This is a genomic window from Flavobacterium sp. PLA-DH12, from assembly GCF_059511845.1.
The window spans coordinates 171,604-195,797 of the sequence record NZ_JCAMPD010000001.1 but is presented as its reverse complement, the minus strand read 5'-3'; the positions used below and the strand labels follow the sequence as shown (position 1 = coordinate 195,797).

Sequence of the window (24,194 nt, the reverse complement as noted above, 5' to 3'; positions counted from 1 at the left end):
ATCAAAAAAAAATCTTAAATAGGTGAGTATATAATAAAAAAACTGTCCTCTATGTTTTTGTAACCTTAATAGTAAGATGCAAAAACGTAACAATTATACCGAAATAGAGGACTTCTTGGCTGATGAATCTTTTCAATTATGGATTTTATCTAAAGTTGATGAGCAAGGCTGGGAGGAATGGACACTGGAAAATCTTCAGAGAGCAAAACTTGTTGAAGATGCACGACTTGTCCTATTAGCAATGAGAGCTCCAAAATCTCAGTTGTCTTCAAACGAAGTTCATGAAGCCTTGCAGGAAACTTGGCGAAAGATTGAACAAAGAGAAAAACTTTCTCAAAACACTTCAAAAATTAAAAAACTTAAAATACAGAGATATTGGATCAGCGGTGTTGCAGCAGCTGTTTTAGTTGGTATGATTTCTGTTTGGTTTTTTAAAAATAATATAGCAACTACTGATAATGTAGTTACTTATAACGAACTTATTCTGGATAATAATGAAGGTTTAGTAGAGCAAACCAACAATTCTGAAAAATCACAGATTATTACCTTATCAGATGGAAGTTCCGTCTTATTACAGCCAAATAGTAAATTAAGTTACCCTAAAATCTTTACCGGAAACGAAAGAAAGGTGTATTTATCCGGCGAAGGTTTCTTTGAAATTAGTAAAAATCCTAAAAAGCCTTTTTTTGTTTACGCTAACGAAATTGTAACTCGTGTTGTTGGTACAAGTTTTAGAATAAAGGCTTATCCAGATCAACAAAATGTTGAAGTTCTTGTTCGCACCGGTAAAGTTAAGGTAAAGTCTAATGATTTGGTTCGAAGTGCCGAAAAAGAAGAGATTGTTCTTCTGCCAAATCAAGCATTGCGTTTCGCTCGTAAAGAATTGGTTTTTAATAAAATTACCAATATTACCCAAGATCCAATTTTAGTAAGCAGCGTTCGTAACATTGAGCAATTGAGTTTTGAATTTACAGATATACCTGTAGCACAAATTCTTCAAACCATTGAGCAGGCTTATTTAGTAGATATTGATTTTCCTCACGACAAATTGAAAGACTGCCGATTAACCACTTCGTTAAGTGATCAACCACTAGCCGAAAAGCTGAAAATAATTTGTAAAAGTATTGGCAACGATACTAATTATGAAATGAACGGAAATCAGATTGTAATTACGACTTCTGGCTGTAACTAGAGTTGTTAATTCGATTAAAAATAAAAACAAATAAAATCCAAAACTTAACTAATTAAAACTAATAAAAATAATTTATAACTGCCTATGTAAAAATGAATATATAAAAAAAAGTGCCGAGAATGCTGTAACATTATCGACACTTAAATCTGAATAAATCACTCTCTGTAAAGAGTAATTTATGATGTTTCTTAAAATACACTCGAATAGTATTAATCAAAACAAACCAAAATTATGAAAAAACCTGTTGTCAAGCAACGATTACTTCACCAAATCATGAAAATAACGCTGTTTCAGTTTGTGTTAGCGCTTGTGTTTTCAAGCGTTACTCTCGCAAATAATGTAAATGGGCAGAAAAAATTAGATACAAAAGTTACTATTATAGTTGAAAACTTAACTTTAGACAATGCTTTATCGAAAATTGAAAAATCTGCTCATGTAAAATTTTCCTATAACTCAAGACTTCCTCAGCTTGGTGAGAAGGTTAGTATAGAAGCAAATCAAGAGACTTTGGCTAGTGTACTTAGCAGAATCTTGGTTCCTTTTAATATCACTTTTTCAGAAGTAAGCAATCAGATTGTGCTTCAAAAGAATTCGGCAACTTCGTTTTCTTATGCAAACAATCATGACTCTCTGTTTGAAGTTTTGGCTTTTGGCCCAATCATTAAAGGAAAAGTAACAGACCAATTAGGTTCGCCTCTTCCAGGTGCAACTGTAATGGCAAAAGGAACAAAAACTGCTGTATTAACCGATTTTGATGGAAATTTTTCTATTGAAATGCCTGCTAATGTAGATCGTTTAGTTATTTCTTATGTTGGTATGGAAACCAAAGAAATAGGAATTGATAATACAACTCCGACCATTGTTTTAACAGAGGCAGGGCAAAATCTTAAAGAGGTTGTAGTAACAACTGGTTACGAGAAAACTTCAAAAAGAACATTTACTGGAGCAATTAGTAAAATTTCTGGTGCAGAATTAAAAATTGATGGTGTAGTTGATGTAAGCCGAATGATCGAAGGAAAAGCAGCAGGGGTTACAGTACAAAATGTTACAGGTACTTTTGGTACAGCTCCTAAAATTACTGTTCGTGGTTCTTCTTCAATTTTTGGAGATACAAAACCATTATGGGTTATTGATGGGGTGGTTCAAGAAGATATCATCAATATGTCATTTGCTGATTTGGCATCTGGGAATTCAGAGACTTTATTAAGTTCTTCTGTTGCAGGATTAAATGCTAACGACATTCAAAGCATTGAAATTCTTAAAGATGCATCGGCTACTTCAATCTATGGTTCTAGATCGTTAAATGGAGTTGTAGTTGTAACAACAAAACAAGGAAGAAGAGATTCACCATTAAAAATTAGCTACGGTTTAGAGCAAACAGTAAGAACAGTTCCTAACTATAGCCAATATGATATTTTGAATTCTCAAGAAACCATGAGTATTCTAAAGGAAATGGAATCAAAAGGATATTTGGACCTACCTACAACAGTAAATGGAAGATACGGAGGTGTTTATAATATTTTGGGTAGAGCCATTAATACTTACAATCCTGAAACAGGAGGGTATTTGGTTAATAATGATCCTGTAAGCAGAAATAACTTTTTGAAAAAATATGAATTAGCAAATACAGATTGGTTTAAAGTTTTATTTAGACCTTCTATTACCCAAAATCACTCTTTAAGTTTTTCTGGAGGAGGAAAAAATAATACATTTTATGCTTCTTTAGGATATTATACAGATCCGGGATGGACAATTGCTGATGATGTAAAACAAATATCTTCAAACATTAAAGGAACATTTTACGTTAATGACAAATTAAATATTACACTTTCTACTTTAGCATCTGTTCGTGATCAGGGTGCACCTGGAAGTTACGAAAGTGAAAAAGACGTCGTTTTCGGAAAAGTAACACGTGACTTTGATATCAATCCGTTTAATTATGTTTTAAATACAAGTAGAACGTTAAGACCATATGACGAAAACGGAAATTTAGAATATTATAGAAATAACTGGGCTAAGATGAATATCATCAACGAATTAGAAAATAACTTTATGGAAATTGAAGTTAAAGATATTCGTTTTCAATTGGACTTGGATTATAAAATTAATAAAAACTGGAACTATAATTTAACAGGTTCTGCTCGTTATGCCAATACAAGCCGTGAACATAAAATTATGGAAGCTTCAAATGTTGTTGGAGCTTACAAAGCAGGTACTCCTGAAGGTGAAGATGGTGTAAATACACTGGTTCGTAATGATAATATCTTTTTATATCAAGATCCAACTGATTTATCTGCGCCAAAGGTTTCAGTATTGCCAAATGGTGGTTTTCTTAGAAAGTTCACAAATGACATGACTTCTTATAATTTAAGAAATAGTGTAAATTATAGAAATACATTCAATGATAAACATGAATTAGAAGGTTTATTCGGAACAGAAATGAGAGTTGTAGATAGAAACAGCGATAATTTTACTGCGGCTGGTTTACAATACGACAGAGGTTTAACTGCTTTTACAGATCCTAGATTAATTGAAAAAATTATCAACGGAGGAGATTCTTACTACGGATTCAATGCAGAAAGAGAAAGAACAGTTGGTTTCTTTGGTAAAGTGGGTTATACTTACGATCGTCGTTATACAGCTTCTGTAACAGGTCGTTATGATGGTTCTAACAGACAAGGAAATAGTGATTCTTCTAGATGGCTTCCAACTTATACTTTTAGTGGGAAATGGAATGTGGCTGAAGAAAAATTCATGAAGAATGTAGAATCAGTGAATACATTAGCGCTAAGAGCTTCATACGGTTTAACTGCTACAGCAGGGCCGGCTACAAACTCTTTAGCTATCTACAAAAGTTATATTACCGATCGTTTTAATTTAGATGATAGAGAATCTGGAATTAACATTGAGGAATTACAGAATGGAGACCTTACTTGGGAAAAACAATTTGAGACCAACATTGGACTTGATTTAGGAATGTTCAATAATAGAGTACAGCTTACAACAGACGTTTATAGACGTAAAGCATTTGATTTGGTTGATTATGTAATCACTTCTGGAATTGGAGGACAAAGAATCAGACAAGGAAATAATGCTGATATGGAGACTAAAGGTATTGAGGTTGGTTTTACAACGAAAAATATTGATACAAAAGACTTTAAATGGTCTACGACATTGAATTTTTCTGTTTACGATCAGAAGATTACAAAATTGCAAAATACGCCTACTGCTTTTGATTTGGTTGATGCTAATGGAGGAAATACAGTTGGACATCCTCGTAACTCGTTGTATTCTTATCAATTTACAGGTTTAAATTTTGAAGGTCTTCCGACCTTCAAGATGCAAGATGGTGCAGATAGTAATATTACAGGTGCAGATTTCCAAGATAATATTGATGTTACAAAGTACTTGAAATATGAAGGCTCAATTGAACCAAATAAATCAATAGGATTCGCAAATACATTTACTTATAAAAATTGGTCTTTATATGTGTTTATTGTTGGTTCTGGAGGAAACAAAGTTCGTTTAAACCCAGTTTATGATAGTACGTATGATGATTTAACAGTTTTTACAAAAGATTTTACTAATCGTTGGATTAATCCAGGAGATGAGCAATACACTAATATTCCTGTAATTGCAGATAAACGTCTAAACTCAAATTATGGTGGAGCACGTACATTAGCAAGAGCTTATAATACTTATAACTATTCTGATGTTCGTATTGCGGATGGTGATTTTGTGAGATTGAAAAATATTTCATTAAGCTGGGAATTCCCTAAGGATTTCAAGAAAAAACTTGGACTTAGCACGTTTACATTAAAAGGTTCTGCTGTAAACCCTTGGTTAATTTATTCTGATAAAAGACTAAATGGTCAAGATCCTGAATTCCGTAATTCTGGAGGAGTTGCATTGCCAGTTACCTCTCAATATACTTTTACTTTAAATGTTTCATTATAATTTAAAAATATGAAAAAACTTAAAATAGCTTTATCTCTTTTAGTACTTACAAGTATTATAAGCTGTGATGATTTTCTTTCTGAAAAGCCAGATAATAGAACCGAAATAGATACTCCAGAAAAAATCTCAGAATTGTTAGTAAGCGCATATCCGCTAATGAGTTACTTTGATATTGCTGAAACAATGTCTGATAACGTTTTTGACAGCCAACTAGCAGAAACAATTTTGAAAAACGAGCAGAATTACAACTGGGAAATGCAAACCGAAAATTCTCAAATAGATACTCAAGCTTATTATTGGGATGCATGCTACAAAGCAATTGCTCATGCCAACAAAGCACTAGAGGCTATTGAAGAATTAGGAAATCCTGCAACTTTAAATCCACAAAAAGGAGAAGCATTATTAGCAAGAGCTTATTCTCATTTTATGCTGGTTTCATTTTGGTCACAACGTTATAATCCAGCGACAGCAGGGACAGATCTTGGGATTCCGTATATAACAAAATCGGAAAAAGAATTAGTTGTAAAATACAAACGTAATTCAGTAGCGGAAGTATTTGAATTTATTGAAAAAGACATTGAAGAAGGCTTAAGGTATGTTACAAATGATTACAAAGAGCCAAAGTTTCATTTTAATAAAAATGCTGCTAAAGCTTTTGCAAGCCGTTTTTATCTGATTAAAGGAGATTGGGATAAAGTAATTGCTTTATCAGATGATTTTGCGACTAGACCAGTTGGAAAATTAAGAGATTATGCAGCTTATAAACTTTTAGCTCTTGATAATCAAAGAATTGCTTATGCAAGTATAAATGAAGAAACTAACTTATTAATTGTTTCTCCAAATTCAATTGTTCGTAGATCGCAATCTCAAAATAGATTTTACCTTTCTGCAGCAAGATATCCGGAGATTTTTGGATCAGCTACCAGTCTTTTTAATAAAACATGGTTGTATAGCTTCTATTCTTCAAATAGTAGTATAACAGTTTATGTGCCTAAGTTTTATGAGTATTTTAAATATACAAACGTGACTGCTGGAATTGGAGAACCTTTTACAGCCGAAGTTTTATTAAGCAATGATGAGTTTTTCTTAAATAGAATTGAAGCTCATGTCATGAAAGGACAAATTGCTTTAGCAAATGACGAATTAGAGTATTTCTTATCTACAAGAACTACAGGTTATAATGCAACTACAGATAAACTAACCGAGGCTAAAGTTGTAGCAAAATATCCTGTTATTGCAGATGAGTACACGCCATTCTATACAATGACGCCTGTTCAAACTTCTTATGTTAAGGCTATTGCAGAAACAAGACGTAGAGATTTTGTGCATGAAGGTATGAGATGGTTTGATGTAAAACGTTTCAATATAGTGGTAACGCATGAGACGTATAATAAGCCAACTAATATTTTAGTGAAAGATGATAAGCGCCGCGCTTTGCAGATTCCTCTTCATGCATCGGCAACAGGTGTTGAGTTAAATCCTAGATAATCTAAAAAAATCAATTCTTATGAAACTTTTAAAATATAATAAAATAGCTATTCTGGCATTGGTTTCTGTATTTTCATTTTCATGTGTTCATGAAGATCAGCCTACCGAAAGTCAGTTAGATTTTAATCAGCCTACAAAAACTGTTTTGGATAATTGGATAGATACTAATTATTTAAACCCATATAATATTAATGTGCAATACAAATGGAATCAAAATACGGTTGATAACAGCAGATTTTTGTTTCCTCCTACAATAGATAAAGTAAAGCCAGCATTAGAAATTGTTCAGACTATTTGGCTGAAAAGTTATGCTACAATTGGCGGTGCTGATTTTGTGAAAAAGATTGCGCCAAGAGAAATTGTTTTGGTTGGAGGTGTAAATTTAAACAGTGTAGGAACAAGAACACTTGGTTTGGCTGAAGGAGGCCAGAGAGTAACTTTGTTTGAAACAGATTATATTGATAAAACTGATCGTAGCAGTGTTACTGAATTTATACATACCATTCAGCACGAATATATTCACATTTTAAATCAGCATAAACCATTTGATGAAAAAGCCTGGGCAGCAATTACTCCAGCGGGTTATACGGCAGATTGGTATAATTATGAAATTCCAGTTTCCAATGAAATTGGTTTTATAACTAGTTATGCAAGATTAAATATTAATGAAGATTTTGCAGAAACAGCAGCGATGATCTTAATCAGCTCAAAAGCAGAGTATGCGAAATTTTTAGCTAACATTAAAAGCGCGACTGCTGTAGCGGCAATAAAAGCAAAAGAGGCTTTGGTAGTAAAATATTTTAAAGAGGCTTACAATATGGATTTTTATGCTTTGCGTGATGAAGCAGAGAAAAATACAACTGCAGTAGTTAATAACTAAATAAAACGTATTATGAAAGTAAAAAATATAATTAAATACTTATTTGCAGCTTTTTTAATGTTGCAATTAACTGGCTGTAATAACGACAGTACAGAAGCTGAACCTCTATTTGATAAAACACCAACTGAGCGTCTAAATGCTCAAATGGATGAGCTGCAACAATTATTGCTTTCTTCTCCAGAAGGATGGAAAGCAATTTATTTTACAGACAATACAATTCTGGGGGGGTATACTCATTTTTTTAAATTTGCTGCTGACGGTACGGTTGAAATGGCTTCTGATTTTGATCAAAGCATGGATACTGATGAAATTCGTAAAAGCGAATATCAGATACAATTAGGAAGTACAGTAAGCTTAACATTTACTACAAATAACTGGATACATCTTTTATCTGAATCAGACAATTATCCTATACCAGGACTGCGCTCTAAGGGATATTTAGGTGATTTTCAATTTTTGTATTATGGACAAGAAAATGGTGAAATTGTTTTTAAAGCCAACAGAAATAAGCAAGAAATACGTTTTGTAAAAGCAACAAAAGCAGATTGGGATAATTTGTCTAAAAACTATGACATGATACCAAATGTTATAGGTTCTTCTACACGACCAATATTTAGACTTTTAGAGACAAATGACGGAACTACTAAACACCAATTTGATTTTAGTTTTTCTCCAGTTACTCGTTTTGCAGAAGCAAATTCTGTAGAAGCAGGTTTTTCATTTAGCTATGAATTGGGAGTGGGTTATACGCCTACAGGTATTGTCGTGAATCCAGCTCTAGAAGTGGGAGGTCAAAAACTAAGCAATTTTGTGTACAATGACGCAGATGGTAGTTTTACTTCTACAGGTACAAATGGGGTAAGCGCAACTATAAAATATTCTAACAAGCCTTTAGTCTTAACAGATGATTATAAATTTCTACTAAGCGGAAAAGGAAATCCTTATAAATATTTTGGTTATATACCTGCCAATTTAGCTACTGCACCTACAACAAGTAATTATTTTAAAAGCTTGGTAGCTAAAGCAAATGCAGCATTACCAGCTAATCAGTCTATTGCGAGTATTTATATGTATTTTAATACAGCAGCAAATCAGACTTATATTAGCTATAATTTCAATGGAGGTAAAGCTTCTGTAATTCATGTGGTAAAATCAACAGAAGATGCGGTAAACAAAACCATAATTCTTAGTCATGATTTTTGGGCTGGAGGAATTACGCCACCAGCTTACTTGAAAGAAATTGATGATGAATTTACAAATCCGAAAGGTCTATATGTTAAAAAAGAAAATTTCAAGATTACATTTAGTAATGTTATTTACACCTTTACTAGCGCTTCAGATAGTGGTTTTAGAATAACAACCTATATTATAAATTAGTATCTATTGTTAAAAGCAACTCGTTTTTGAGTTGCTTTTAAATTTAATCGTCAAATTTCTTAATCTTTAATTATGATTAAAAAGGTTTTAAATCCAAGAATTATTACAATCTTTTTTTGGGGAATAGGGCTGCTTATTACAAATCAGTACTTCTATGAATATTTAAGGATTTACTTGTATATCACTATAATAGGTGCAATTTGCTATGTAGTTTTTGATAAGATTAAGGAGGATAAAGATCAATAAATACAAAAGATTACAGTTGATACCTTTGATAATTGTAATTCCATAACGAAACAAAATCACATTTAAACTTTTTTAGTTTTGTTTTTTTATTTTGGGGGGAACAGCTCATTTTTATGAGCTGTTTTTTTGTTTTAGTGCTTAAAAAAATCTTAGGCCAAATTTTAATATTACAAATTTTATTAAACGCTCAAATAATCTATATTTGTAATTCAAAAAATAAAACGAATACCTTAATATGAAATTACTAGAAGGAAAAGTTGCAATTATTACTGGTGCAAGCCGTGGAATTGGAAAAGGAATTGCTGAAGTTTTTGCTAAACACGGAGCAAACGTTGCTTTTACATACAGCTCATCTGCTGCATCTGCGGAAGCTTTAGAAGCAGAATTAAATAGTTTAGGAGTAAAAGCGAAAGGATACCAATCTAACGCAGCAGATTTTAACGAGGCTCAAACCTTTGTTGATGCTGTTTTGGCAGATTTTGGAACTGTAGATATCTTAATCAATAATGCTGGAATTACAAAAGACAACCTATTGATGCGTATGTCTGAGGCAGATTTTGACCAAGTAATTGATGTCAATTTGAAATCGGTTTTCAATATGACAAAAGCGATTCAGAAAACTTTCTTGAAACAAAGAGCAGGATCTATTATTAACATTAGTTCTGTTGTTGGAGTTTCTGGAAACGCAGGTCAGACAAACTATGCAGCTTCTAAAGCTGGTGCAATAGGATTTACAAAATCTGTAGCTCTTGAGTTAGGTTCTCGTAACATTCGTTGCAATGCAATCGCTCCAGGTTTCATCGAAACTGAAATGACTGCTAAATTATCAGAAGATGTAGTAAAAGGATGGAGAGAAGGTATTCCGTTGAAACGCGGAGGAACTCCAGAAGACGTAGCAAATGCTTGTTTATTCCTTGCTTCAGATATGAGCGGATACATTACAGGACAAGTTCTTAATGTTTGCGGAGGAATGCTTACCTAAGATTCTAAGTTGCTAAGATTCTGAGGCACTAAGTTTTTTAAGCTGACTTAGAAACAGAATACAATTTTTTATCTGCTTACTGCAAACTGGTACTGAATACTAAATAAATATGACGACAAACACGATTCTTTTATTATTGCTTTCTTTAGTAATTGCTGGTGGTTTATCGTACTTTCAATATTTTTTCAAAGCCAAAAGTAAATCCAATGTGATCGTGCTTTTGGCTTTTTTACGTTTTTTAGCCATTTTCGGTTTATTGGTTTTATTGATTAATCCGATAATTTCTAAAAACTCCTTAGAGATTACCAAAACGCCTTTGGCAATTGTTGTCGATAACTCAAGTTCAATTGTAGCTTTAAAATCGGATAAAAAAGCAGTCGAATTATATCAAAAACTAGTTTCAAATCCAGCTTTAAAAGAAAAATTTGAAATACAGTCTTATCAATTTGACAACGATTTTAAAACTTCAGATAGATTTGATTTTAAAGGAAATCAAACCAATTTAGACGAAGCTGCAAAGAATTTAAAAAGCATCAACAAAAATCTGATTTTCCCGACAGTAATTATTACAGACGGAAATCAAACTACAGGAAACGACTATGTGTATAGATTCGATCCTGTCAATAAAGTTTATCCTTTGGTTGTGGGAGATACAACTACTTTTTTTGATTTAAAAATCAATCAGCTCAACGTAAACAAATACGCTTTTCATAAAAATAAATTTCCTGTCGAAGTTTTTCTGCAATATGCTGGCGACAAAACTGCTAATTCAGAATTTACTATTTCGCAGGGAAATACTGTTGTGGCAAAAGAAAAACTTTCGTTTTCGCCATCAAAGAAAACAGCTTCTTTAAATTTATTGTTGCCCGCAGATAAAATCGGATTTCAGATTTATAAAGCCAGCATTCAATCTTCAGCTAAAGAAAAAAACAGCTACAACAACATCAAAAATTTCGCAGTTGAAATTATCGATCAAAAATCAACCATTGCGATTGTTTCGGCTATAAATCATCCAGATATTGCAGCCTTAAAACGTTCAATTGAAGTTAATGCTCAGCGTAAAGTGATATTGGTTAAACCAAATCAGGTTAGTGACTTACAGGATGTTTCTGTTTTAGTTTTATATCAACCAACAACAGTTTTTAAACCGATATTTGACAATAATAGATTAAAAGGAATAAATAGCTTTATTATAACAGGAAACAATACCGATTTTAATTTTTTAAATCAGCAGCAAAACAATCTGGTTTTTAAAATGAGTAATCAGCGAGAAGATTTCCTTAGCGAATTCCACTCCGATTTTAATCTCTTTGCCATCGACGATATTGGTTTTGAAAATTTCCCGCCTTTACAAAATCCGTTCGGAAACATAAGTACAAACGGAAATGTATCTGTTTTACTTTCGTCAAAAATCAGAAACGTTTCGACAAATGCTCCATTATTGGCTTTCGCCGAAAATCAAGGAAAAAGAACTGCTTTTCTTATTGGAGAAAACAGCTGGAAATGGCGTTTGCAAAGTCACGTTGATAATCAATCATTTGAAAAGTATGATGTTTTTATTGATAAAATCGTTCAATATTTAGCATCATCGGCTTCAAAAAAATCTTTGGTAGTTACACACGAAAGTTTTTATAACTCTGGAGAAGAGATTATTATCAATGCACAATATTTCAATAAAAATTATGAGTTTGACGAAAAAGCCAGACTTACAATTACTGTTGTAAATGCTGCAACCAAGCAAACTAAAAATTACGATTTACTGAAAGGAAGTAATTCTTTTTCTGCCAATTTAGAAGGACTTCCAGCTGGAAAATATAATTTTACAGTAAAAGAATTGAATTCAAATACTTCATACGCAAGCCATTTTGAAATCTTAGATTTTGATATCGAAAAGCAATTCGTAAATCCAGATGTACAAAAATTGCAACAATTAGCGCAACAGACTGGCGGAAAAGCGTTCTTTGAAGATCAAGCTGATCAATTGATTAATACACTTTTGGAAAATAAAGAATACAAATCAATCGAAAAAAATATCTCAAGCAAAACTCCAATTATTGATTGGGTTTGGTTATTGATTTTAATTGTAGCTTTATTAACGACGGAATGGTTTGTTAGAAAATATAACGGACTTTTGTAGTTTTATATACATTATTACATAAAGTTCCCTACGGGACAAAATTATGTTTGAAATGTTGATTGTTTACCAATATTTAATCTCTACGAGATTTTTTTATGGGATTTTGCCAAACAATTTTGTTAGATAAAAATTCGTTAGGAATCTTGGATTGGAGGAGAAATCATTTTTATAGAGCTATTTATGATGAAAAACTCCGCTAGGAGTTTCAGGTCGGTAGAAAAAATATGTACACCAAGTTAAATTGTCCCTTAGGGACTAAATATAAATCGAAAGTCATTTTAAAAACGATTTCACTATGTCCCCGAAAAAGATTTTAATTTTCTTTGGAATGTTTTTTATTGTTATTTGTTCTTTAATTTATATAAATGTAAGAAGAGAAAACAGAAAAGATTATCATTTTGTAATTACTAAAATTAACGAGAATGCAAAAGGTATGGTGACTGTTAGTGATAGTGCAACCGAATTTGATTTTGGAAATTTTAATTCTTATAAAATAGATGTTCAAAAAGAAGACAGCTTAGTAAAAAGAGCATTTTCAAAAAAAGTATATATTTACAGAAAAGACAAAAAAACAGATAAATATAAATTAGTGCTATTGTTAAATGAATCGGGAATGTTTCCGATAGACTGGCAATAATTATATAAAAATAATATATGGACTTCAGGCTAAAAGTTTTCTATACCGTTGCGCTCCGCCTTAACTTTACTAAAGCGGCAACAGAATTGTATATTACTCAGCCGGCAGTTTCCAAACATATCCAAGAATTAGAAGAAGCCTATAAAACCAAACTCTTCGAACGAAACGGTTCTAAAATTGCTTTAACCCCAGCTGGAAAAATCCTTTTAAAATATACTAAAAGTATTTTTGATATTTATCGCGAAATAGATTTCGAAATGAGTTCGTTTAATACAGAACGCCAAGGTTTGCTTAGACTAGGTGCGAGTACAACCATTTCGCAATATATTATTTCTCCAGTTTTGGCTAGTTTTCATCAAAAGCAAAAAGACATAAAAGTCAATTTGCTGAATGGAAATACAGAGCAAATCGAAAATGCTTTAATCAATAAAGAAATTGAGATCGGAATTGTAGAAGGACAATCTAAAAATCAATCGATAAAATACATTCCGTTTTTAAAAGATGAATTGGTTTTAGTGTGCAATAGCAATAATCCTTTAGTGAAACAAAATGAAATTTCGGTAAACGATTTAAAATCAATGAAATTCATAACTCGGGAACGCGGATCGGGAACACTTGAAGTTATAGAATTTGCCTTAAAAAAAGCTGGTTTAAAATTCTCAGATTTACAAATCGAAATGCAGCTTGGAAGCACAGAAAGTATAAAATCATATTTATTAAACTCAGATTGTTTTGCTTTTATGTCCATTCATGCTGTAAGTAAGGAGTTGAAAAACAAAGAATTGATTATATTGGATGTAGAGAAATTATCTGTAGAAAGATATTTTTACATAATCACCTTGCAAGGAAAATCAGATTCTTTATCAGAACTATTTATTCAAAATTTAGCAAATCATTATAACTTGAAGTTATAGCCTATTGTAATTTACGATTGGTGTTTTCAATATAAACGGCAGAACTTTGCAACATAATATCAATACCCATTTATTTTGAAAACAAAAGAACAAACCACAGCACAATTATTTGAAATTAATCAATCTGTACAGCAAGTACTTTTTCTTGCCGTAATTCTATTATGTTTATTTTCGATCATTTCTCCACCAATTGCGCTTTTATTGGGCGTTTTAATTGTAAATCTTTTCGGGAATCCATTTGTAGAATTCAATCACAAAGCTATTACGTTTTTATTGCAGTTTTCGGTTGTTGGTTTAGGATTCGGAATGAACGCTAATAGCGCAGTTTCAGCAGGAAAAGAAGGATTTGTTCTAACTGTTTTTTCAATTTTTAGCACTTTACTTTTCGGATTACTTTTAGGAAGGTGGCTTAAAACAGAAAGAAAAACGTCTCATTTAATCTCTTGCGGAACAGCAATCTGTGGAGGAAGTGCCATTGCAGCTATTTCACCAGTAATAAAATCAAACGAAAACCAGACTTCAATTGCCTTGGGAGTTATTTTTATATTGAATTCTATTGCCTTATTTGTTTTTCCGTTCATCGGGCATCAATTAGACTTATCACAAAAAGATTTTGGATTATGGTGTGCCATTGCGATTCACGATACTAGTTCTGTAGTTGGTGCTGCTAATAAATATGGAGCAGAAGCACTGCAAGTTGCTACAACAGTAAAATTGGCGAGAGCTTTGTGGATTATCCCAATTTCAATCTTGACCGCTTTTCTTTTTAAAAGCAAGAATTCAAAAATCAAAATTCCTTATTTTATTGGTTTGTTTATTATAGCAATGCTTGTAAATACTTACGTTCCGTCAACAGCTGTTTTTACAGGACATCTTGTTGGTATTGCAAAAATCGGTTTAACCATAACTTTGTTTCTAATTGGCGCAACTTTAAACTTTGCCACTTTAAAAACAGTAGGAGTGAAGCCTTTGCTTCAAGGTGTTTTTCTTTGGATTTTTATAGCAGTTTTGGCTTTAGTATCAATTGTTTACCTAGGCTAATGTTTTTTTAACCGCAAAGAGCGCAAGGTTTCGCGCTAAGGTACGCAAAGTTTTTATGTATCTAGCTTTGCGAACTTTTCACTTCTAAAAAATAGGAATAAAATAAATTTTGCGTTCTTTGCGGTAAAACTATACTCAAAGTTTATAACTATATTACTTTACATTGGAGAATTTTACAATTGGTTTGTCAATCATTTTATAAAATTTTCCTTTGAATGAATAATGTCTCTCAATTACAAAGTTAAACTGCTTTTTAGTTTTTGCCATTTCTGTAAGTTCTGCGGGTAAATCAACTTCAAAATCATCTTCCGTTCCTTTGGCTTTTTTGTACGAACCTGTTGTAATAATTTTGAAATCTCTAAAAAACTTTTTATTATTATCTTTAATCACAGTGTAAGAACTTGACCATTCTGAACTTGCACTATTTGTAAGTGAGTAATTGTCTACTTCCATTAAAGGTTGGTATTTTCCGTCAAATCCTGCAATTATATAAAAATAACTGTTGTAAGGAGCGCCTGCGCCACCGTTTGCATGTAAAAGCGATATAGCATATTGGTCTTCTCCAATTTCAACCAATTTTGGAATTGGGCAGTGCGCAAAGGCCCCAAATGCAGCAATTGCTGGCTGAAAAGATTTCATTTCCCAATAGTTGCCATTTTTGGCAAATTTTGCCAAGCCTAATAATCCGCCAGAAAAACGTCCTGTCTGGAGTCCGTCTTCATCATGTACAGAATGGTTAAATGCCAATATTTTAAATTGATTGCCTTTTGAGTCTGAATAGTTAATATTTGCTAAAAGCCTTGTCGCAACACCTTCAGTATATGGAAACAGCTGATCTCCTTCAACGCCGTTTACGTCTAGAAAAGGAGCGGATTTACAAGATTTACATTTCCAGCTTATAAAGGTGTTTTTATCAGAAAGATGATACAAGTTGCCAGGAAACAATTTTTGCGTCGTTTTTGCACTGTCAAATGGATCAGAAACCTTGAGGGTTCGTTTTGGATTCAATATAGTGTCACTGATATTTTTTAACTGTAAATCAGTTTCTTGTGCAAAGCAAAAAGAAGAAATTAGCAGGGAGAGATTTAAAACAATCTGGCGCATAAAAAGTGTATTTGTTTATGAAAACAAATGTATAAAGAAAATTATTGTTAATATGAGCTTCTGTTGTTATTAGAGCGAAAAATCTCAAAAATCTAAATTTTGTAAATCTTAATTACAGTATTTTTTGCGTATTCTTTAATTAAAACTAAATTTGCTCCCTCTAATAAAAAAAACAAATGAAGAAAATCCAAATGAGACCAAAACTAATCGCTTTCGGGGCTTTAGTTATTGGGTTTATTATGCTTTCATGGGGAAATGTTGGCCATGAGCGTATTAACAAAGCAGCTGTAATGGCTTTACCAAAACAATTACAGATCTTTTTTTACAATCACATTGATTTTATTACACAAGAAGCTTCGGTTCCAGATATCCGTAAGTATGCTTTAAATTATAAAGAAGAAGGGCCAAGGCATTATTTTGATATGGAAAACTTTGGTTCGGCTGACACTTATCCACAGACATTAGAAGAAGCAAAACAAAAATATGACGCTAAATTTTTAAGCGATAATGGAATTTTGCCTTGGTATATTGAAGATATGATGGCGAAATTGACTAAAGCTTTTAAAGAAAAAAACAGAGCTGAAATCTTATTTCTTGCAGCAGATTTAGGTCATTATATTGGTGATGCTCATATGCCATTGCATACTTCTAAAAATCACGATGGGCAATTGACTGATCAAAAAGGAATTCACTCGCTTTGGGAAAGCAGATTGCCGGAATTGTTCGTTAAAAATTACAAATTAAATGTTCCTGAAGCGCAGTATTATGCTAATGTTCACAAAGCAATTTGGGATATGATTAATGATACTCATACTTTAGCACAACCTTTATTGGATATTGATAAGAAATTAAGGGTTGCAACTCCAGAGAATAAAGTTTTTGAAATGGATGCAGAAGGTAAAATCGCAAAAACAAAATACAATACTTCTAAATTCTCTGATGAATATGCTAGAAAATTACACGAACAATTGAACGGAATGGTTGAAAGCCAAATGAGAAAAGCAATTGCTGCAACGGCAAGTTTTTGGTATACTGCTTGGATAAATGCAGGTAAACCTGATTTAAGTGATTTAGACTCACCAGCTGTTACACAAAGAAATTATCAATTTTTGCAGGATGATTTAAAATTATACCAAAAAGGAGATTTATTTGGAATGAAAAACCAAAACGATTAGTTTTTATATCTCTTGAAATAAATAAATAAAAAAAGTCGCAAATTCCTTGAATTTGCGACTTTTTTTATTATTTATGTTTTAGCGAACTTTTGCGTACAATTTATCATTTTTACCTGTTAAACCGCTGTGCTGGTATTCTTTCTCTTTCAATACATACGAAGCTGCTTGGTAATAAGAAATGGTGTGGTCAATTAAACTTTCGTTTTCTGATTTTAAAGGAATTTCATCGTAATGAATTTGGAATTCTGGAGCAATACCAGGCGTAGGATTTAGTTTTAATTGAAACTGTTTTATCTGTTGTTTTGGAGATAAAATAGTTAAAACTCCATCTTTAATTAACCCTAAATCTTGATACGTTGCTATAAAAGCTCTCGGCTGATAATCAGATTTAAAAATATCACGACCGAAGAATTTACTTTGATAATCAAAATTTAGCAATCCAAACAAAGTTGGCATTACATCAATTTGCGACATCAGTTTGGTGTATTTTTCAGGCTTCATATCTGGCGTGTATATCAAAGCTGGAATTCTGTATTTGTCTAACGGAAGCTCAGTTTTTCCTGCGCTCGACGCACAGTGATCGGCTACAATTACGAAAACAGTATTCTTAAACCAAGGCTGTTTTGAAGCCTGATTAAAAAACTGACGAAGTGCATAATCTGTGTATTTCACACCACCATCACGTGATTTGATATTTCCAGGAATATCAATTTTATTGTTAGGATATGTAAAAGGTCTGTGATTGCTAACTGTCATGATATGATTGAAGAAAGGCTTATTTTGGTTAGCTTCAGCATTCATGATTTTTATGGCTTTATTATACATATCTTCATCACAAACTCCCCAAACGTTAGAAAATGTAATTTCGTTTTCAGCAAAGCTCGACTTGTCAATAATCTCATAACCATTTCCGGAGTAGAAATCTTGCATATTATCAAAAAAAGCATCTCCGCCGTACATGAACTTTACATTGTACCCTTTTTTAAGAAAAACAGATCCAGTTGAGAATTTATTTTTATTGTCTTCTCTCTTCACAACGCTTTCACCAGCTGTTGGAGGAAGGCATAAAGTCACAGCCTCAAGACCACGTACTGTTCTGTTTCCTGCAGCATATACATTAGTAAAAAGTAAACTTTTTTGAGCAAGACTGTCTAGAAATGGAGTGATATTTTGTTCATTTCCATACATTTTCATGAAATCGGCGCTTAAGCTTTCAATAGTAATTAAAACCACATTTTTGCGTTGCTCTAGTGAATCTTCTTTTATTTCTCGTAAAGTGTTTTTTCCTGAAATAGAAGGTATTTCTTGTCTTAAAATTGCAAAAGCTTTATCGTTTGGAATCGTTTTATAGAATTTAAAATAGTCCAATTTGTTGTTCTGAAAAGCAAGATAGAATTTATAAATTCCATTAGATTGCAATTCATTAACAAAGATGTTTTTTGAATTTTCTGTTTTTGCCAAGCCTGGTACAGCCAGTAGAGAAACAGTAAATAGAACAGCGTATAAGGCAGTGATTTTTAATTTCTCAGAAAAATTAGGAATCTCATCAATGTAATTTCTTGATTTCTTGATGATAAAATAAGTAATAATTCCTGTTACAATAAATAAAGCAGAAAATATAGGAACTACAGGATACGATTGCATAATATTTCCGATAACCTCATTTGTGTATATTAAATAATTAACTGCTATGAAGTTGTATTTGACACCGAATTCATTCCAAAAGAAAAACTCGCTTATAGCATTTTGAAGAATCAATAAAACATATAGAAAGATTACAAAGGCAAAAAGCCAGAACCTTATTTTGTTCTTATACTTTGGAAGAAAAAGAAAAAGAGCAAATAGTAGTGTTTTTATCCCAACAAAAATCAAAACAATCTTAGGTAGAGCACCACCATATTCATCAAATATACTTTTTCCAGAAGCGATATAGATTAGAAGTGCTACAAAACCTCCGAGAATAATATATCCATACGGTTTGGTGTATTTTGAATTGGAAATAAAAATTAAATAAAGCCACAAGAATGCTGAAGCTAAAACAAATACAAAAAAGTCAGAAAGGAGACCCAATGAGAAGATTTTTAAGCTTTCAGAAAAGGTGAATGAGCTTTGGGTGATCGGATGAAAAAGCAATACTATTCTTAGGGTGAAACTAACAATAAAGTAAAGTAAACCAAGATTGTAAAAAGGAGAAAGTTTTTTTGAAAAATTCATCAGATTTATTTTTTTGCAAAATTACTTTCGAATAATTAATCTCAGATTAAGTTCAACTTTTACCTTACTTAACATTAACTTAATATTTGCTTAAGATATTACTTCTTTTATTTATTAGAGTTTGGATTATTTCTCAGAACTAAATTATTTATCTTTGATGATAGATAATGAAATTCGAATTTTAATAATATACGATAAATGCATATTTTAATAGTGGAAGACGAAGTAGGTATCGTCCAGTTTCTAAAACAAGGTCTACAGGAAGAAGGCTATCAAATTACCACTGCAGCCGATGGTTCTAAAGGTTTTGAACTGGTGCAGGAACAAAAATTTGATCTGATTTTGTTAGATTGGATGCTTCCAAAAATAAATGGTCTTGATCTCTGCAAAGCTATTAGAGTCAAAGACCAGACTACACCAATTATTTTTTTGACTGCAAAAGATACAGTTCAGGAAACTATAGAAGGGTTAAAAGCTGGTGCAAACGATTATATCAAGAAGCCTTTTAGTTTTGAGGAATTGGTGGAACGTATTAAAGTTCACTTTAGAAATAAAAAGCAAACTGAAACCTTAATACTTGGAAACATTACTATGGACTTATCCAGGCATATTGTATTAAAAGGAGAAGAAGAAATTTCACTTACTCAGCGCGAATTTGAGCTGTTGGCTTATTTAATAGAACATAAAGGGAAAGTTTGCACAAGAAATCAGATTTTGAGTGATGTTTGGGAAATCAATTTTGAATATGATACTGGCGTTATTGATGTTTTTATGAATGCAATTCGAAAAAAGCTAAACCTTAAAATTGAAGAAGATTATATAAAAACGATTCGAGGTATTGGATATATCGCCAATGATTAATAAGATGACATCATTATCCTTTAAAAATAGAATTGCCTTAAATTATATTGTGGGAACGGGGCTTTTGGTTTTGGCGGTCTTTTCTGCTATTTACTTTATTGTCAAACTAACGGTTTACAACCATATTGATGAAAATCTTAATATAGAAATTCAGGATCATTTAAAAGAGCTAAGAATAGAAAAAGGCGCTGTTGTTTTTATGGATGCCGAAGAATGGGAGGAAAGAGAACACAATTCAGTCGATGTAAATCCCATTTTTGTCCAATTTTTGGATTTGAACAAGAAAATTATCGAAAAATCTCCTAATTTAAAAAATGAGAAACTCGTTTTTCATGAAAGGAAAGAACATTTTCATCCTTTTGATACGAAATTATTAGGGAATAAAATCCGCCAGATACAAGTACCGCTTCATGTGCAATCTAAGAAAGTGGGTTATTTGATAATTGCAATGTCGCTTTCTGATTCTTCAAAAGTTTTGGATAATCTGATGGATGCTTTATTGATTACCTTTCCTATTATTCTAATTATTTTGTTTTTCTTAGCGAGATTTTATGCGGGAAGAAGTATAAGACCAATAAATAATATTATTCAGACCTCTAAAATCATTACAAAAGACAATTTAAAAGCACGAATTCCGATCCCTAAAACAAGAGACGAACTATTTGTACTTTCTAAAACAATTAATAGTCTTTTGAATCGAATTGAAGAAGCAATTGAACGTGAAAAACAATTCACTTCGGATGCATCTCATGAGTTAAGAACTCCTCTTACTGTTATTAAAGGAACACTTGAAGTATTAATACGTAAGCCTAGAGATAACAAGGAGTACGAAGAAAAAATTAATTACTGCATTAATGAAGTCGACCACTTAAATTCGCTTGTAGATCAGCTACTTCTAATGGCTCGTTTTGAGAACCAAAAACAAAATATTCATAAAGAAAATGTTTATCTGAATGCAGCAGTTTTGGATGTTTTGAAATTGAATGCAGAGAAAATTAAAACGGGAAGAATTAATGTAATATTGGAAGCTTCAGAAGAGTTTTATATCTATTCTGATAATTATTTAGTCATAACCATTCTCAGAAATATTATTTCAAATGCTGTAAAATATTCAAAACCAGATAGTGAAGTTAAGGTCTCAATATCAAGAGAAAACCATAAGATTATATGTAATATTTCAGATCAAGGAATCGGAATTGTAAAAAAAGATCTCGATTCAATTTTGAATCCTTTTTTCAGGTCAGATTCGCTGAATCATGCAGAAATTAAAGGAACTGGACTTGGATTGTTTATTGTAAAACGAATGACCGATTTACTTAGAATTAAATTTAAAATTGAAAGCGAAATAGGAAAAGGGACCAAAGTTTTATTAGTTTTTGATGAATATGATAATTCGTTAAAGTAATTTTAAAATTCTTAAGCATAATGCTGTCTGTAGCGATTTTTAACAATAAACTATCGTTAAGTTAAAATAAAAATTGCTTTTTAATTAATTTATCTAGTATATTTGCAACCGAATCAAAGAAGTAAAAAAATAAAAACAAATCATGATTTCAATTCAATTACATCATCATCATTTACATTATTGCTCTCAAGCGATGTGTTAATGGTATGTGTGTAAATCATCATATTTTAAAACCCGTTTGAGTACATCAAACGGGTTTTTTAATTCAAGCTCTCTTTGTACTCAAACTATTAATCCAACAAACAACTAAAAAAATGAGTACTTTAAAAATTGCAATTCAAAAATCGGGTCGTTTAAACGAAGACAGCATTCAAATTCTAAAAGACTGCGGTATTTCAATTAATAACGGAATCGACCAATTAAAAGCTGAAGCTTCAAATTTTCCTCTTGAAGTTTTATACCTTAGAAATTCAGATATCCCTCAATACTTGATTGACGGAGTAGTAGATTTAGCCATTGTTGGCGATAATCTTTTGGTGGAGAAAGGAAAAGGAATTGAAGTGGTTCAGAAACTAGGATTTTCAAAATGTAAAGTTTCTGTGGCAGTCCCTAAAACTTTTGAATACAATTCGGTTCAGGATTTAGCTGGACTTCGTATTGCTACTTCTTATCCAAATACAGTTAACGAATATTTCAGTAAATTTGGTTTAAGTGTTGATATTCATCAGATTTCTGGTTCTGTAGAAATTGCGCCAAACATTGGTCTTGCTGACGCGATTGTTGATATTGTTTCAAGCGGAAGTACTTTATTCAAGAACAATTTAAAAGAAGTTGAAGTTATTTTGAAAAGTGAGGCAGTTTTAGCGGTTTCTCCAAAAGTTTCTCCTGAAATCCAAAAACACATAGATACTTTAAAATTCAGAATTCAGGCAGTTTTAAGAGCTAGAAATTCGAAATATATTTTAATGAACGTTCCAAATGATAAAATTGATGCTGTTGGAAAAATCCTTCCAGTTCTTAGAAGTTTGACAGTTCTTCCTTTGGCTCAAGAAGGCTGGAGCAGTGTTCACTCGGTAATTGATAAAGATACTTTTTGGGATGTAATAGACCAATTAAAAGAAGTAGGAGCAGAAGGAATTCTAGTTTGCCCAATCGAGAAAATGGTTCTGTAGAGCTTCGCCCGCTTTAGGCAGTAGGCTTTTGAAAAGCTTGCTCCTTCTGCAAAAAATAAACACAACGTTAATAAAGCCTAAAGCCTACAGCTTAAAGCTTAAAGCTTAAAAAAAAATGAATATAATAGATAATCCAAAACCAGAAAGTTGGTCAGAAATATTAAAAAGACCAACACAAACTGTTGATGATATTGAAGTTACAGTAAAGGAAATCTTTAAAGAAGTCCAAAGAAAAGGAGATGAAGCGGTTGCAAAATATACTTCAATTTTTGATGGAATTTCGTTAGACAATTATGAAGTTTCTCAAGCAGAAATTGAAGAAGCAATTAGTCTGATTTCGACCGAATTGAAAGAAGCAATCGAACTAGCAAAAAACAATATTTATAACTTCCATAACGCTCAAAAAACAGATCGCGTTTCTGTTGAAACTATTGATGGAGTAAATTGCTGGCAGGAAAAAAGACCAATTCAGAAAATTGGTTTATATATTCCAGGAGGAACAGCACCTTTGTTTTCAACTGTTTTAATGCTTGCGGTTCCAGCAGAAATTGCGGGTTGTAAAGAGATTGTATTGTGCTCTCCTCCAGATAAAAAAGGAAAAATTAATCCCGCAATTTTATATGCCGCCAATTTATGTGGTGTAACTAAAATTTTGAAAGTTGGCGGAATTCAAGCAATTGCAGGAATGACTTTCGGTACACAATCTATTCCAAAAGTATATAAGATTTTCGGTCCAGGAAATCAATTTGTTACCGTGGCAAAACAGCTGGCTACTCAGTTTGGTGTTGCAATCGATATGCCTGCCGGTCCTTCAGAATTGTTAATTGTGGCAGATGACTCCGCTGTTCCTGCTTTTGTGGCTTCAGACTTATTATCTCAGGCTGAGCATGGAACTGACAGTCAGGTAATTTTAGTTTCGACTTCAAGAAAGCTAATTGATGAAGTGGAAAAAGAGGTTCAGTCTCAATTAGAAGTGCTTCCAAGAAAAGCCATTGCAGAAAAAGCGATTGAGAATTCAAAATTAATTTATGTTGAAAATGATCAGATTGCTTTAGATTTAATTAATGAATACGGGCCTGAGCATTTTATTATCTGTTCAGAATATGATGATTTCTATTGTAACGGAATCGTAAATGCTGGTTCTGTTTTCATCGGAAATTATACGCCAGAAAGTGCAGGAGATTACGCGTCAGGAACCAATCATACTTTGCCGACAAATGGTTATGCTAAGAATTATAGCGGTGTAAATCTGGACAGTTTTATGAAATCGATGACTTTTCAAAAGATTTCAGAAAAAGGAATTCAAAACATTGGAAAAGCAATAGAATTGATGGCTGAAGCCGAAGGGTTACAAGCGCATAAAAATGCTGTGACATTAAGATTGAAGAGTTTAGAGTAAAAAAGATAAAAGA

At 32.2% G+C, this 24,194-nt stretch carries 17 protein-coding genes; 15 read left to right on the top strand and 2 right to left on the bottom strand.

Translation table 11 applies throughout. From position 1 onward, the window contains the following. Positions 1-76: 76 nt before the first annotated feature. The 10 genes from AC5ZCW_RS00925 (at position 77) to AC5ZCW_RS00880 (ending at position 14,851) form a co-directional block, all read left to right on the top strand. On the top strand, positions 77-1,192 hold the full coding sequence (locus AC5ZCW_RS00925) for a FecR family protein (protein ID WP_496117299.1): 1,116 nt from the start codon (positions 77-79) through the stop codon (positions 1,190-1,192). Positions 1,193-1,423: 231 nt separating this feature from the next. Further along, positions 1,424-5,149 carry a SusC/RagA family TonB-linked outer membrane protein gene (locus AC5ZCW_RS00920; RefSeq protein WP_343544152.1) on the top strand — a complete coding sequence of 1,242 codons (3,726 nt, stop codon included), beginning with the start codon at positions 1,424-1,426 and terminating at the stop codon, positions 5,147-5,149. Between the two features lie 9 nt (positions 5,150-5,158). Continuing rightward, complete coding sequence (locus tag AC5ZCW_RS00915; RefSeq protein WP_343544151.1) at positions 5,159-6,637, top strand: RagB/SusD family nutrient uptake outer membrane protein; 1,479 nt, start codon at positions 5,159-5,161, stop codon at positions 6,635-6,637. A 19-nt stretch (positions 6,638-6,656) separates the two neighbouring features. Next, positions 6,657-7,517, top strand: a complete 861-nt coding sequence (locus tag AC5ZCW_RS00910; RefSeq protein WP_343544150.1) for a substrate import-associated zinc metallohydrolase lipoprotein — start codon at positions 6,657-6,659, stop codon at positions 7,515-7,517. A gap of 12 nt (positions 7,518-7,529) precedes the next feature. Continuing rightward, positions 7,530-8,894 carry a DUF4302 domain-containing protein gene (locus AC5ZCW_RS00905; protein WP_343544149.1) on the top strand — a complete coding sequence of 455 codons (1,365 nt, stop codon included), beginning with the start codon at positions 7,530-7,532 and terminating at the stop codon, positions 8,892-8,894. Positions 8,895-9,375: 481 nt separating this feature from the next. Beyond that, positions 9,376-10,122, top strand: coding sequence for a 3-oxoacyl-[acyl-carrier-protein] reductase (fabG, locus tag AC5ZCW_RS00900; protein ID WP_111369193.1), 747 nt, complete (start codon positions 9,376-9,378; stop codon positions 10,120-10,122). Between the two features lie 109 nt (positions 10,123-10,231). Then, entirely contained in the window at positions 10,232-12,259 is a 2,028-nt protein-coding gene (locus AC5ZCW_RS00895; RefSeq protein ID WP_496117296.1) for a hypothetical protein, read from the top strand. A gap of 295 nt (positions 12,260-12,554) precedes the next feature. After that, positions 12,555-12,896, top strand: coding sequence for a hypothetical protein (locus AC5ZCW_RS00890; protein WP_496117294.1), 342 nt, complete (start codon positions 12,555-12,557; stop codon positions 12,894-12,896). A gap of 17 nt (positions 12,897-12,913) precedes the next feature. Continuing rightward, a complete protein-coding gene (locus AC5ZCW_RS00885; protein WP_496117292.1) occupies positions 12,914-13,810 on the top strand; it encodes a LysR family transcriptional regulator in 897 nt (298 codons plus the stop codon). 75 nt (positions 13,811-13,885) lie between these two features. Continuing rightward, the gene (locus tag AC5ZCW_RS00880) at positions 13,886-14,851 is read left to right on the top strand and encodes a YeiH family protein (protein ID WP_496117290.1); all 966 of its coding nucleotides are present in this window, start codon (positions 13,886-13,888) and stop codon (positions 14,849-14,851) included. Between the two features lie 153 nt (positions 14,852-15,004). On the opposite strand, the gene AC5ZCW_RS00875 is transcribed toward AC5ZCW_RS00880, so the two are convergent. Then, positions 15,005-15,955 carry a hypothetical protein gene (locus AC5ZCW_RS00875; protein ID WP_496117288.1) on the bottom strand — a complete coding sequence of 317 codons (951 nt, stop codon included), beginning with the start codon at positions 15,953-15,955 and terminating at the stop codon, positions 15,005-15,007. Between the two features lie 176 nt (positions 15,956-16,131). Here AC5ZCW_RS00875 and AC5ZCW_RS00870 point away from each other — a divergent pair, with 176 nt between their 5' ends. Then, complete coding sequence (locus AC5ZCW_RS00870) at positions 16,132-17,130, top strand: zinc dependent phospholipase C family protein (RefSeq protein WP_496117286.1); 999 nt, start codon at positions 16,132-16,134, stop codon at positions 17,128-17,130. Between the two features lie 78 nt (positions 17,131-17,208). Here the strand turns inward: AC5ZCW_RS00870 and AC5ZCW_RS00865 are convergent, their stop codons facing one another. After that, positions 17,209-19,344 carry an LTA synthase family protein gene (locus tag AC5ZCW_RS00865; protein ID WP_496117284.1) on the bottom strand — a complete coding sequence of 712 codons (2,136 nt, stop codon included), beginning with the start codon at positions 19,342-19,344 and terminating at the stop codon, positions 17,209-17,211. 198 nt (positions 19,345-19,542) lie between these two features. Between AC5ZCW_RS00865 and AC5ZCW_RS00860 the strand changes: the two genes are divergently transcribed. The 4 genes from AC5ZCW_RS00860 to hisD all read left to right on the top strand — a co-directional run bounded on the left by AC5ZCW_RS00860 (position 19,543) and on the right by hisD (position 24,181). Then, positions 19,543-20,205, top strand: coding sequence for a response regulator transcription factor (locus AC5ZCW_RS00860; protein ID WP_343544141.1), 663 nt, complete (start codon positions 19,543-19,545; stop codon positions 20,203-20,205). Positions 20,206-20,209: 4 nt separating this feature from the next. Continuing rightward, the gene (locus AC5ZCW_RS00855; RefSeq protein WP_343544140.1) at positions 20,210-21,610 is read left to right on the top strand and encodes a sensor histidine kinase; all 1,401 of its coding nucleotides are present in this window, start codon (positions 20,210-20,212) and stop codon (positions 21,608-21,610) included. 314 nt (positions 21,611-21,924) lie between these two features. Continuing rightward, positions 21,925-22,782: an ATP phosphoribosyltransferase gene (hisG, locus tag AC5ZCW_RS00850; protein WP_198855693.1), complete on the top strand. Its 858-nt coding sequence runs from the start codon at positions 21,925-21,927 to the stop codon at positions 22,780-22,782. 115 nt (positions 22,783-22,897) lie between these two features. Continuing rightward, positions 22,898-24,181, top strand: a complete 1,284-nt coding sequence (hisD, locus tag AC5ZCW_RS00845) for a histidinol dehydrogenase (protein WP_496117281.1) — start codon at positions 22,898-22,900, stop codon at positions 24,179-24,181. Positions 24,182-24,194 lie beyond the last annotated feature (13 nt).

Excerpts from the sequence above, each read along its gene's own strand:
- AC5ZCW_RS00925 (WP_496117299.1), top strand. The coding sequence starts at position 77 with ATGCAAAAACGTAACAATTATACCGAAATAGAGGACTTCTTGGCTGAT.
- AC5ZCW_RS00920 (WP_343544152.1), top strand. The coding sequence starts at position 1,424 with ATGAAAAAACCTGTTGTCAAGCAACGATTACTTCACCAAATCATGAAA.
- AC5ZCW_RS00915 (WP_343544151.1), top strand. The coding sequence starts at position 5,159 with ATGAAAAAACTTAAAATAGCTTTATCTCTTTTAGTACTTACAAGTATT.
- AC5ZCW_RS00910 (WP_343544150.1), top strand. The coding sequence starts at position 6,657 with ATGAAACTTTTAAAATATAATAAAATAGCTATTCTGGCATTGGTTTCT.
- AC5ZCW_RS00905 (WP_343544149.1), top strand. The coding sequence starts at position 7,530 with ATGAAAGTAAAAAATATAATTAAATACTTATTTGCAGCTTTTTTAATG.
- fabG (WP_111369193.1), top strand. The coding sequence starts at position 9,376 with ATGAAATTACTAGAAGGAAAAGTTGCAATTATTACTGGTGCAAGCCGT.
- AC5ZCW_RS00895 (WP_496117296.1), top strand. The coding sequence starts at position 10,232 with ATGACGACAAACACGATTCTTTTATTATTGCTTTCTTTAGTAATTGCT.
- AC5ZCW_RS00890 (WP_496117294.1), top strand. The coding sequence starts at position 12,555 with ATGTCCCCGAAAAAGATTTTAATTTTCTTTGGAATGTTTTTTATTGTT.
- AC5ZCW_RS00885 (WP_496117292.1), top strand. The coding sequence starts at position 12,914 with ATGGACTTCAGGCTAAAAGTTTTCTATACCGTTGCGCTCCGCCTTAAC.
- AC5ZCW_RS00875 (WP_496117288.1), bottom strand. The coding sequence starts at position 15,955 with ATGCGCCAGATTGTTTTAAATCTCTCCCTGCTAATTTCTTCTTTTTGC.
- AC5ZCW_RS00870 (WP_496117286.1), top strand. The coding sequence starts at position 16,132 with ATGAAGAAAATCCAAATGAGACCAAAACTAATCGCTTTCGGGGCTTTA.
- AC5ZCW_RS00865 (WP_496117284.1), bottom strand. The coding sequence starts at position 19,344 with ATGAATTTTTCAAAAAAACTTTCTCCTTTTTACAATCTTGGTTTACTT.
- AC5ZCW_RS00860 (WP_343544141.1), top strand. The coding sequence starts at position 19,543 with ATGCATATTTTAATAGTGGAAGACGAAGTAGGTATCGTCCAGTTTCTA.
- AC5ZCW_RS00855 (WP_343544140.1), top strand. The coding sequence starts at position 20,210 with ATGACATCATTATCCTTTAAAAATAGAATTGCCTTAAATTATATTGTG.
- hisG (WP_198855693.1), top strand. The coding sequence starts at position 21,925 with ATGAGTACTTTAAAAATTGCAATTCAAAAATCGGGTCGTTTAAACGAA.
- hisD (WP_496117281.1), top strand. The coding sequence starts at position 22,898 with ATGAATATAATAGATAATCCAAAACCAGAAAGTTGGTCAGAAATATTA.